This is a genomic window from Granulicella pectinivorans (genome assembly GCF_900114625.1).
GTDB classification, from domain to species: domain Bacteria; phylum Acidobacteriota; class Terriglobia; order Terriglobales; family Acidobacteriaceae; genus Edaphobacter; species Edaphobacter pectinivorans.
The window spans coordinates 2734409-2747070 of the sequence record NZ_FOZL01000001.1 but is presented as its reverse complement, the minus strand read 5'-3'; the positions used below and the strand labels follow the sequence as shown (position 1 = coordinate 2747070).

Genomic DNA, 12662 nt, shown 5'->3' with positions numbered 1-12662 from the left:
ATCAATTTTCGGATTTACTCTGGATGCAGTGTTTTTTGGGCAGAAGGGACATGTGGCCGTGGTGCTTGCAGGGATGAAGGCGGTTGTCGTTGGAGGAACCTCCGGGATCGGGAAGGCTCTATCGCTAGGATTGGCAAGGGCCGGAGCGGATGTTGCCGCCACCTCCCGATCGCAGGAAGCAGTCGATGCGACGGCCGCCGAGATCTCCGCAACAGGTGTATCGGCGTTGCGGGTGGCAAGCGACATCTCCGACCGGCAGTCGCTGTTACGTCTCCGGGAACATGTTCTCGTGGAATTTGGATCGGTCGACATCCTAATTAATTCTGCAGGAATGACGAAGCGGATTCCAACCCTCGACATCGACGAAACACTCTGGCGTCAGATCATGGACGTCAATCTGACCGGTCCGCTGCGTACCTGCCAGATCTTCGGCGAGACGATGATCGAACAGGGCTTCGGCCGCATCATCAACATTGCATCGCTGGCCAGCACCGTCGCCTTCCAGGAGGTCGCAGCGTACGGAGCCAGCAAAGCTGGCCTTGCTGCGCTCACTCGATCGCTCGCCACCGAATGGGCGGAGTACGGCGTCACCGTCAATGCCATCGCACCGGGAATCTTCCCCACGGAATTGAACCGCAAGATCATCGACAGTCCACGCGGGCAGGAGTTGCTGATGCGTACTCCCATGAAACGCTTTGGCGACACCGACGAACTGATCTCGACCGCGGTCTATCTCGCCAGCCGCGAAACCAGCTTCACCACAGGCCAGGTCATCGCAGTCGACGGAGGTTTTCTGGCCAGCGGCGTCAATCAATAGGACCTATGAAGATCACATCCGCAAAACTCATCCTCTGCTCCCCAGACCGCAACTTCGTCACGCTGAAGATCGTGACGGACGAAGGCATCCATGGCCTTGGCGATGCGACGCTGAATGGCCGCGAACTGGCCGTGGCGTCCTACCTCACCGAACACGTCATCCCCTGCCTCATCGGACGCGATCCGTTCGACATCGAAGATATCTGGCAGTATCTCTACCGCGGCGCATACTGGCGGCGAGGGCCGGTCACGATGAGCGCCATCGCCGCGGTCGATGTCGCCCTGTGGGACATCAAGGCCAAGGCCCTGAACACACCTCTCTACAACCTGCTGGGTGGCAAGAGCCGGAACGGCGTGCTCGTCTACGCGCATGCCAACGGTGGCGACATCGCCGAGGCGGTTGATAGCGTGCAGAAGCACGTCGACCTCGGCTACCTCGCAGTGCGCGCCCAGAGCGGTGTGCCCGGCGTCGCCTCCAGCTACGGCGTGCCCAAGGCAGGCAAGCCATATGAGCCGGCCGAGCGTGGCCTGCCCAGCGAGAGTCTATGGTCCTCCGAGCGCTATCTCAACTTCGCGCCGAAGCTCTTCCAGGCCGTGCGCGACGCGTGCGGCGAAGACCTGCATCTGCTGCACGATGTCCATCACCGCCTTACCCCCATCGAAGCGGCACGGCTGGGCAAATCGCTCGAGCCCTACCATCTCTTCTGGATGGAAGACCCCACACCCGCGGAGAATCAGGACGCCTTTCGCCTCATCCGCGAACACACCGTAACACCCATCGCCACGGGAGAGGTCTTCAGCTCGTTCTGGGATGCGCATGACCTCATCCGCAACCAGTGGATTGACTATCTGCGTATGACCATCGTGCATGGAGGCGGCATCACGGCACTCAAGAAAGCCGCCGACTTCGCAGCCGTCTACCAGGTAAGAACTGGCTTCCACGGCGCCACCGATCTCTCACCCGTGACGATGGCGGCCGCCCTCCACTTCGGCCTCGCCATCGCGAACTTCGGCATCCAGGAACACATGCCGCACACCGCGCTCACCGATGAGGTTTTTCCCCACGCATACACCTTCCAGGCCGGCTACATGTACCCCGGCGATGGCCCCGGCCTCGGGGTGGAGATCGACGAAGAACTCGCCGCAAAGTATCCCTATCAGAGAGCCTATCTGCCCATCGCCCGCAAGCTCGACGGAACACTTACTGACTGGTAACTTCGCTCGTCTGGCCCAGACGCGGGACGAGCAGGTGCATGATGCCGAGCGCGATCAGATAGACCATGCTCGCCATCAGAAACACGAACAGTGGGTGGAGCGAGAAGCTGCGTTTGATGATCGCGGTGAAGATCGCTCCCCCCGCAGCGCCCATCGCTCCGCCGAAGCCGACAACCGTCGACACCGCGTTCGAAGGAAACATGTCTCCCGTGGTCGAAAAGAGGTTTGCCGACCATCCTTGGTGTGCAGCCGCCGCGAACGCGATCAGCAACGTAGCCGGCCATGGATTCGCGGGAAACAACGTTCCCAGATGTGGCACCAGCATGATCGGCATCACGCACACCGCCATGCCGAGCATCGTGAACTTGCGCGCTGCGTTGATGCTGAAGCCGCGATGCATCAGCACACCCGAGAGTCCGCCCCCGAAGATGGATCCGAACGATGAGATCACATAAACCGTCACCAGGAACCAGTACTGCGCGTGGAGTTCGAGGCCATAGGTCCGGTTGAGAAACTGCGGCAGGTAGAAGAGATAGAACCACCACACGCCATCGGTCAATCCCTTCCCGGTCGCGAAGGCCCACGCCTTCCGGCTGACGAGAAGCGCGAGGAAGCTCTGCTTCTCAACCGGCAGCGCGACGCGCTGTTGCGTGCGGAGGCTGGACTCCCTGCGTAGCCGCTGGTACGGAAAGAGCAGCCAGACGACCAGCCACATCACCCCAAAAGATCCCGTCGCCACAAAGGCGTAGCGCCAGCCGAACCTCGCCGTCACCCATGCGACCAGCAGAGGCGCAACCAAATAGGAAAAGTTGGAGCCCGAGTTGAAGATGCCCGTCGCGAGCGCGCGCTCCTCGGTTGGAAACCACTCAGACGTCGCCTTGATCGCGGCAGGAAAGTTTCCCGCCTCACCCAGCCCCAGGCAGATACGTGCAACGAAGAATCCCATGACGGACGTGACCAGCGAATGGCCGATCGACGCCGCAGCCCAGATCAGGATCGCAAGCGCGTACCCCTTCTTCGTGCCAAGCCGGTCGATCACCCGCCCCGACACGAGCAAACCGATACCGTACGCCAGTTGAAAGCAGATGACGATATTGCCGAAGTTATTGTCGAACACCGGCTGATGAAACCGGTCCGCCAGCGGGCTCCACCCCATGAAGGCAACGCCGTGCAGAGCGGGCTCCAGCAGAGAAAAGACGGAGCGATCCATGTAATTGGCCGTAGTCGCCAGAAAAAGCAGAAAGCAGACCACCCAGCGCATGCTTGAGGGGTCGCGAAGCTCACTGCCGAGAGAACGCGTGCGGTTGATCACCTGGTTCCTTTTGTGGTGCTTCTGCGTGCTAAGACTCGACGTCGTTTCAAACCGTCGAAATCGGAGATTCGTGTATTGGAACGTTCGAATCTATTTAGTTCGAATAGCACTCATAAATAAGATCGAGTGACGAAATTAGCTTCCATTATTCGTACTTATATACGTTTTTCGGCAAAATATATTCTTCCGGCAGGACGATCTTATTTCCTTGACAAGGATTTTTACAATCTCTATAGTTCGGCACGATTACAAATAGACCTGCCAGATGTAGCAGTCCTGAACGCCACCTTGACAACTGACACCACTTGGAGAGAACAGTGATGAATCCATTCCCAACGAACGCACGAAGCGGGTGGTCATACTATCCCACTCTGGCATTGCTTCTCCTTTCCCTCGTCTTTTCCGCCTCTACGGCCCATGCCCAGGCGCTCTACGGCTCCGTCACCGGAACCATCACCGACGCCAGCGGAGCAGTCATTCCCAATGCCGCCATCGTCCTGACCAACCAGGGCACCTCGGCGGTGCAGACCGTAACCACCGACGCGCAGGGCCTCTATACGGTCCGCAACCTGCTACCGGGAAGCTACTCCATCTCGCTGGCCCGAACCGGCAGCTTCGCCGGCTACCTGCAAAGAGATATTGCGATTGAGATCAACCGCGAGTCGCGCATCGATATCACGCTCCAGGCCGCATCCGTCACCACGGAGATCTCCGTCGGCACGTCTGCTCCCATGCTCCAAACCGAGACCGCGGAGGTCAACCACGAGATCTCCCAAACCCAGATCGCGGAGTTGCCTATCACCTCCACGCAGGGCCGCAACTATCAGGCGCTCTACACCCTTCTGCCCGGCGCGTCGGCCGTCGGCGAACAGAACTCTACCGCCTCCAATCCCTCGCGCGCCATGTCGGTCAACATGAATGGTGTCTCGTACAACACGAACACGACCCGCATCGACGGTGCGGTCAACTACTACGGCTGGCTGGCTTACCTGATCGCCTACGTCCCTCCCGCGGACTCCATCCAAAGCGTCAACATCGTGACCAACTCGTTCAACGCCGAGCAGGGCGTCGCGGGTGGCGCGTCCATTAACATCAGCATCAAGACCGGCACCCGCCAGTTCCACGGCGGTGCGTGGGAGTACAACCAGCTCTTCAACACCAACGCCCGCCCCTACACCACCAACACCGGCCAGGTTCCCAAGAACATCTTCAACCAGTTCGGCTTCTCGGTCGGAGGCCCGGTCTATCTGCCCAGGATCCTGACCGGCAAGAAAAAGCTCTTCTTCTTCGAAGCCTTCGAGCGCACCACCCGCCGCCAGTTGATCACCGGGCTCCAGAGCGTGCCCACGGTCGCCATGCTCAACGGCGACTTCTCCGCCATCGCGGGTAGCTTTCCGCTCCTCGCAGATCCTCAGCCCGGCGGCACCGGCGCCTATCTCGCCTCCGGATCCCGCCCGACCTTCCAGTCCGAGTACGGCTGCAACTGCATCCCCGCCTCCCGTCAGTCCGTCGCAGCCAAGACCATGCTCGCTCTTCTGCAGCCCATCTCGGCAACAATCACCAATCCCAACTACGCGAACCAGTTGAACAACGACTATACCGGTAGCGGAACGCTCGCCTATAACCGCAATACCAACGACACCAAGGTCACCTACATCCCCACCGAGAACACCAGCATCTTCGGTCGTTACTCCATCGAGCCCTTCACCGTCACCGACCCCCAGGAGCTCGGAGCCGCTGGAGGCGGAACCTTCGACGGTGGCCAGCCCGGGGCCGCGGCAGGACGCGTCCAGAACGTCGGACTCGGCATGAGCCACGTCATCACCCCGCATCTCCTCGTCGACGCCGACGCCGGATACACCCGCCAGGTCACCGGCGCGCAGTCCTCCATCGACATCGCCGCCGGCGACTACGGCACCGACAAACTCGGCATCCCCGGAACGAACGGATTCGGAATCAACTACGTCGGCCAGCCCTCCTTCACGCCGTCCGGCGGTTCCCAGTTCTCCGGCCTCGGCAACACCAACGGTGCAAATCCCTTCCTCTTCCGCGACAACCAGTTCACCGCCGATGTAAACGTGAGCTGGACCCTGGGTAAGCACGCCATGAAGGCCGGCGGCACCTGGTACCACTTCGATCTCAACCACTTCCAACCCAACGTCAATCCGCGCGGCGCCTTCACCTTCCTCGGCGGCATGACCACCAACACCAGCGGCGTCAACGCGTATGAGGCACTCGCCGACATGCTCCTCGGTCTGCCCAACAATGGCATCGGCACCGCCATCACCAAGGGCAATCAGCTCTTCAACCCCAATGCCGTCCGTTGGACCGAGACCGGGGTCTACGCGCAGGACCAGTGGGATGTCACTCCCAAGCTCACCCTCTCCTATGGTGCCCGGTACGAGTACTACCCAGTTCCCTACCGCGATAAGACCGGCATCTTCCGTCTCGATCCCAACCTCCCGCAGAGTGCCAACGTCATCATCGGCGGCCTCGGCGGTAACGCAAAAAGCACCGGCGTCGATGTAGGCTGGGGCCAGATCGTTCCCCGTGTCGGAGCCGTCTACCGTGTCAACGACAAACTCGTCGTCCGTTCCGGCTTCGGCATCACCACGGACCCTGAGAACCTGCGCTTCCTCCGCGACACCTACCCCATGGTTCTCATCCCCGCCTACATCGGCACTGGAACCAACACCATTGCGGTCGATTCGAACAACAACCCGCTGCCGCTCACGGTCGGTATCCCTGCGCTGGTCACGCCCAGCATCTCCAGCGGCTTCGTCTCGCTGCCCGTCACCACCACCACAAACACCATTCCCACCGTCATTCATCGCGGCTACATCGAGAGCTGGAACCTTTTCGTCCAGCACGATCTCGGTCGTGAGTTCGTCATGAATATCGGTTACGTCGGCACCCAGTCGGTCCGCCAGTTCACCAACTACACCCTGAACGCCGCGCCTCTGCCGGATGGCACCACCACCTGCATGGCCAATGGCCAGTACAACCCATCGTCGGTGTTCTACACCCATGGGCTGGGTTCGAACCCCTGCAACTTTGCCGCCAACCAGCTTCTCAACCAGCAGCACTGCACCACGGTCACCGCCGGCCCCACCTGCTACAACACCGCCGGCATCACCATGAACCGCCCGGTCGGCAGCTCGAACTACAACGGCCTGCAGGCCCAGCTAACCCGCAACGCCGGCCGTCTCGCGCAGTTCGGCGTCGTCTACACCTGGTCGCATGCCTTCGCCTTCGCCGAAAATGGTGCCGGCACAGGAAGCACCGGTCCTGCCTTCAGCTATCCCGGCTACTGGCAGCAGAACCGGGCCACAGCCAGCTACGACCGCACCAACAACTTCCAGTTCTGGAGCATCTATCACCTGCCCTTCGGCCGGGGACAGATGCTTGCCAGCCACGGAATCGCCAGCGCCATCCTCGGCGGCTTCCAGTTGAATGGGCAGCTCAGCCACGTCAGCGGAGCCCCCTTCTCGGTCAGCGCCAACTCCAACGTCCTCAACTCCAACGGCCAGCCCGAGTACGCCGACCTCATCGCCCCCTACAAGCAGCTCGGCGGCCACGCACGCCTCGCCGGCAGCCCGGTCGGCGGCCAGGCCTGGTTCGATCCAGCCTCCTTCGCAAGTCCGGTCGAGCCCACCAGCACCGTCAACCCCGCCACGGCGCTCCCGTCGCAGATCGTCGCTCCGCACTTCGGCAATACCCACCGCAACCAGTTCCGCGGACCGGGCGTCACCACCATCAACGCCAGCGTCTTCCGCTCCTTCCACGTCTACCACGAGAGCGACTTCCAGGTCCGCGTGGAAGCCTTCAACCTGCCCAACCATCCGCAGCTCACCACCAATCCCAACGCCACCGTCAACTCCGCAACCCCGGGTGTCCCCGCCACCACGGGCAACTTCGGCTATATCACCAGCTTCGGCAACACTCGCACCCTGCAGTTCAGCGGCCGCATCAGCTTCTAAACCAACCAACCACCCGGCCGGCAGTGCGCTTCCTGCGTGCTGCCGGCCTTTTGCATTCCAATCACCATCTCCCGGTAGACTGTTGCCCATGTCTTCCCGTCGCGATTTTCTCAAGCAGTCTCTCCTGCTCTCCTCCGCCGCTGCCATACCCCTGTCCATTCAGCGCGCCTTCGCCATCGCGCCCACGCCCGGCACCAGCTATCTCGACGCGGAACACATCGTCATCCTCATGCAGGAGAACCGCTCCTTCGACCACACCTTCGGCACTCTGCAGGGCGTGCGCGGCTTCAACGATCCGCGCGCCCTGCGCCTGCCCAACGGCAACTCCGTCTTCCTGCAATCGAACGCCGCCGGCGAAACCTACGCACCCTGGCGGCTCGACATCAACGACACCAAAGCCACCTGGACCGGCTCCCTGCCCCACAGCCGCGAAAGCCAGGTCGACGCATGGAACAACGGACACCACGACCGCTGGCTCGACGCCAAGCGCCCCCAACGCGAGTACGCCCACCTACCCTTCACCATGGGCCACTACACCCGCCAGGACCTGCCCTTCTACTACGCGCTCGCCGACGCCTTCACGATCTGTGACCAGAACTACTGCAGCGCCTCCACCAGCACCACCCCCAATCGTCTCGTCTTCTGGACAGGCACCATCCGCGACCCGAAGTCCAACGCTGCCTGCATCCGCAACTCCGAAGCCGACTTCGGAACGCTAAGCTGGACCACCTTCCCCGAACGCCTGCAACAGGCCGGTATCCCCTGGAAGGTCTACCAGAACGACCTCTCCGCCGCGGGCGGCAAGACCGGCGAAGAAGAGTCGTGGCTCGCCAACTTCACCGACAATCCCCTCGAGTTCTTCGCGCAGTACAACGTCCATCTCCACCCGAAGTACCCGCTCGCGCTCGAGGCCGAACTGGCCAGCCTTCACGAGAAGCCCGATCCCAAGGATGCCGCCCGCATCGCCCACCTCCAGTCCGAGTTGCGACGCACCCGGGAGAAGTTTTCGGACCTCCCCTCACCCGCACAGGACCTTCATCGACGCGCCTTCGCCAGCAACCCCGAGAATCAGCACCTGGAGACCGTCTCCTGCAACGAAGGCGGTGCCACCGAGCACATCACCGTCCCCGCAGGAGACGTCCTCAAGAACTTCCGCGACGACGTCCACTCCGGCAACCTGCCGCCCATCTCCTGGCTCGTCGCCCCCGAAAACTTCTCCGACCACCCCTCCGCCCCCTGGTACGGAGCCTGGTACGTGTCGGAGATCGTGGACATCCTCACAAAGAATCCCGAGGTCTGGCGCAAGACCATCTTCATCCTCACCTACGACGAAAACGACGGCTACTTCGACCACGCCCCGTCCTACGTCGCCGCCGATCCGAAGCGCCCGGAGACCGGTGGTGCCTCATCCGGCATCGACACCGGCTCCGAGTACATCCACGCCGCCGACGAGATCGCCCTCGGCGTCGACCCTGCCCATGCCCGCACCGGTCCCATCGGCCTCGGCTTTCGCGTCCCCATGATCGTCGCCTCGCCCTGGACGCGGGGTGGCTTCGTCAACTCGCAGCTCTTCGACCACACCTCCACCCTTCAGCTCCTCGAAAACTTCGTCCAGCACAAATACAACAAAACCGTCCGTGAGACCAACATCTCTCCATGGCGACGCGCTCTCTGCGGAGACCTCTCCTCCGTCTTCCGCCCCTACGACGCCGCTCCCTCCACCCTCCCGTTCCTAGCCCGCGATCCCTTCGTCGCCTCCATCCAGCGAGCCAGGGTGAAGCCCACGCCCACCGGCTACCGCTCCCTCAGCCCCGCTGAAATCGCCCACCCCACCGCGCATATCCCCCCGCAGGAGCCCGGCATCCGGCCCGCCTGCGCCATCCCCTACGACCTGCACGCGGAAGCCGTCCCCACCCCGGACCACATCACCCTCATCCTCCGCGCACACGCCGCCGGAGCCCCCTTTAATGTCTATCTCTACAACACGCACGACGGCATGGTAGCCGCCACCTACGCCGTCCAGTCCGGCACAAGCGTAACGAAATCCATCCCCCTTGCGCAGTTCCCCGGCGGAGCCTACGACATCGAGGTCCACGCCCCCAACGGCTTTCACCGCGCCTTCCGGGGCACCCCCAACAGCCCGAAGCTTACCGTCTCGTGCCGTCCCACCCATGGCAATCTGGAGCTCCATCTCCAGGGCACCAACCTCAGGATCACCGACAACGCCTACGGCACCCCGCCCCAAACCCTCAACAGCTCATCCCACCCCATAGTCCTCGACCTGAGCAAACAGCATGGCTGGTACGACCTCACCATCCAGTCCGGAGACACCATCCAAACCCTCGCAGGTCACATCGAGACCGGCAAACCGAGCTTCACCGATCCCCAGATGGGCAGATCCGTCTAACCCGTGCACGACGCAAAAAAGCGCCCACGGCCAGGCCGTGGGCACTTTCGTTTCTACAAGACGAAACTACTTCACTAGCTCTCCGGTAGGCGTCCGCACTTCGATCGGCCCAAGGTTCGTATCTTTCAGTCCCTGTTCGATCTTCGCCTTGTCGCCAACGGCCACGATGATGAGGTTAATCGGATGCACATCTTCCTTCGCCACCCGGATCACATCGGCCGCCGTCACCTTGCTGTACTTCTCCGGCAGCGTCGTGTAGTAGTCCAGCGGACGGTTGTAGAGAAAGATGCTCCCAAGAGCCCCAGCCGTCGCGGAGGTCGTCTCGAAGAGCGCCGGAATCGCATGCACGCGCGCATCCTTCGCCATCGTCAGCTCGGCGTCGGTCGGAGGAGCCGTCGGGAAGCGCGAGATCTCGTACATCAGCTCCTTCGCCGCAGGCCCGGTAATGTCCGTTCGGACCAGTCCACCCGCTAGGAACCCACCACCCTGCGCATAAAGCTGGTAGGCTGACTGCGCTCCGTACGTGTACCCATGCTCCTCACGCAGGTTCATATTGATGCGGCTGCCAAAGCTTCCGCCCAGCGTGTAGTTCATCACCTGGATCGCCTGCAGATCCGGCGTCGTGATCGGCACGCCCTGCCCGAACGCGAACAGTGCAGTCTGCGGAGCCCCCGGCTTGTCCACAATCACGATGTGCCGCTGCGGAGCAGCCGGTGCCGGAGCAAGCTTCACCCCAGCCCTCGCCGTACCCGTCCAGCCGCCGAAGTACTTCTCCGCCAGCCGCTTGGCCTCCGCCTCATTCACGTCGCCAACCAGCGTCAGGGCAGCATCGGCAGGCCCGTAGTGCTGCTTGTAGAACTCCACCAGGTCAGCCTTGCTCAGCGCCTTCACACTATCCAGCGTGCCCGTCGCAGAAGCCCCATACGGATGCTCGCCGTAGATCAACAGGGGTCCAACCCGCTGCGCGATCGCCTGTGGCGAATCCGCCACCTGCGAAATCGCCACCAAACGCTGCTTCTGCATACGGTCGAAGTCCTTGTCCGCGAACGCGGGATGCTGCATCACATCGGCCAGCAGTTCCAACCCCTGGTCCGCGTTGTTCGTCGTAACCGTCAGCGCGGCATCCATGCCGTCCATCGTGGTGCCAAGGTTGATCCGCGTGCCGATCTTCTCCTGCGCCTCCGCCAACTGCGTCAGGTCGCGCGTCGTCGTCGCCTCGCCCATCGTCGCGCCGGTCAGGCTGGCCAGCCCGGCCTTGGCGAACGGAGTGTTCTCGCTGCCCGCCCGCACCTCCACCTGCGCCGAAAGCACCGGCAGATTCTTATCCTCGACGAAGTAGACCTTCAGCCCATTCTTCAGCGTGAACGTCTTCGGCACCGGCAAGTGGAAGCTCAGTGCCGGCCCCGGAGCCGGAGGCGTCTTCCGCCACGCCTGCTCCGTCTCAAACGCCTCGCTGTACGGATTCACGATCTTCACATCCGCATCCGTATCCCCCGGGCTGCGCGGCACGTCGTTCAACTCCTTCTTGCCCGCCACCGTGTACACCACCACAGCCGAGTCCTTCGTAAAGTACTTCGCCGCCGCCGCCTTCGCACCCGACGCCGTCACCGCCTGCTGACTCGCGACATCCTTCACCAGATACCCCGGATCACCCGTGTACTGGTTGTACTGGTTCAGCGTGTCGGCCACTCCGCCAAAGCCGCCCAGCCGCTGTAACCCGGTAATCTTCCGCGTAAGGTGTACCGCCTTCGCCGCCGTCACCTCTTCCTCGGTCGGCCCGTCCGCCTGCAGCTTCGCAATCTCCGACCAGACCGTCGCCTCCAGATCCTCAAGCTTCACGCCCGGCTTCGCAATCACGTCGCACTCAGCGATGCCGGCCAGCTTCTCCGCATCCAACTGGCACGTCACCCGCTGCGCCACCTGTGTCTTGTAGACCAACGCCTGGTCCAGACGGCTTGCCTTCGCGCCGCCCAACGCAAACATAGCCACGTCCGCCTCATCCGATCCCGGCTGGAAAACACCCGGCGTCAGCCACGCAATGGTCAGCTCCGGCAGCTTCACCGTATCCGTTACCACGGCGCGCCTCTGGGCCGTAATCGCCGGAGTCTCTACATTCACCGGCGCCACGGCAGGCCCCTTCGGAATCGGCCCAAAGTACTTCGTCAGCAAAGCCTTCAGCTTCACCGGATCGAAGTCGCCCGCAATCGCGATGCTGGCATTATTCGGCGTGTAGAACTGCTGATGAAAGTCGCGAATATCGGCAATCCGCGCCGCTTCAATATCCGCGTGCGATCCGATCACATCCGCGTAGTACGGATGCTCCTTCGGGAACAGAAGCTGATACATCTTCTCGTTCGCGAGTTCATACGGCTGCCCCTCGCCCTGCCTCCGCTCATTGCGGACCACGTCGCGCTGGTTCGCCAACTTCACGCGGTCCAACCCCTCCATCAGGAACCCCATCCGGTCCGACTCCAGCCACAATCCCAGCTCCAACTGGTTCGCCGGAAGCGTCTCGAAGTAGTTCGTCCTGTCGAAGCTCGTCGTGCCGTTCACATCCGTAGCACCCGCGCCCTGCACAAACTTGATATGCGCCTTCTCCCCCACATGCTCCGACCCTTCGAACATCATGTGTTCAAACAGGTGTGCGAAACCTGTCCGGCCAGCCCTCTCGTTCAGCGGCCCCACGTGGTACCAGAGGTCGACCGCCACCAGCGGCAGACGATGATCTTCATGTGTAATGACGGTCAGCCCATTCGGCAGCGTGTACTTCTCAAACTTGATCTCAGGCAGCTTCAGCGGCTTCCCGGCCGGGGGAGCAGCCAAAACGATGGGAACCAGCGATACCGCCATCAACGCGGCAAGGAACGGACGAATCGTCATCAAAAACACCTCAGAAAAAGTTACGGGGACAGTCTCAGCATTCTAGATCAAG

6 protein-coding genes are annotated in these 12662 nt (G+C 62.0%); 4 read left to right on the top strand and 2 right to left on the bottom strand.

The genetic code is table 11. The features are described 5' to 3' along the window. Positions 1–73 precede the first annotated feature (73 nt). Together BM400_RS10880 and manD are read left to right on the top strand one after the other, a co-directional pair. Positions 74–817 (top strand): SDR family NAD(P)-dependent oxidoreductase, encoded by a 744-nt coding sequence (locus tag BM400_RS10880; RefSeq protein WP_089841758.1) that lies wholly within the window; start codon positions 74–76, stop codon positions 815–817. Between the two features lie 5 nt (positions 818–822). Further along, positions 823–2031: a D-mannonate dehydratase ManD gene (gene manD, locus BM400_RS10875; protein WP_089839187.1), complete on the top strand. Its 1209-nt coding sequence runs from the start codon at positions 823–825 to the stop codon at positions 2029–2031. On the opposite strand, the gene BM400_RS10870 is transcribed toward manD, so the two are convergent. Beyond that, positions 2018–3343 carry an MFS transporter gene (locus tag BM400_RS10870; protein ID WP_245781815.1) on the bottom strand — a complete coding sequence of 442 codons (1326 nt, stop codon included), beginning with the start codon at positions 3341–3343 and terminating at the stop codon, positions 2018–2020. The genes manD and BM400_RS10870 overlap by 14 nt on opposite strands. A 377-nt stretch (positions 3344–3720) precedes the next feature. Between BM400_RS10870 and BM400_RS10865 the strand changes: the two genes are divergently transcribed. Beyond that, positions 3721–7323 (top strand): TonB-dependent receptor, encoded by a 3603-nt coding sequence (locus tag BM400_RS10865; RefSeq protein ID WP_175528975.1) that lies wholly within the window; start codon positions 3721–3723, stop codon positions 7321–7323. A gap of 88 nt (positions 7324–7411) precedes the next feature. Beyond that, positions 7412–9730: a phosphocholine-specific phospholipase C gene (locus tag BM400_RS10860; protein ID WP_089839185.1), complete on the top strand. Its 2319-nt coding sequence runs from the start codon at positions 7412–7414 to the stop codon at positions 9728–9730. Between the two features lie 66 nt (positions 9731–9796). Here the strand turns inward: BM400_RS10860 and BM400_RS10855 are convergent, their stop codons facing one another. Further along, a complete protein-coding gene (locus BM400_RS10855; RefSeq protein ID WP_089839184.1) occupies positions 9797–12610 on the bottom strand; it encodes a M16 family metallopeptidase in 2814 nt (937 codons plus the stop codon). Between the last annotated feature and the right edge of the window lie 52 nt (positions 12611–12662).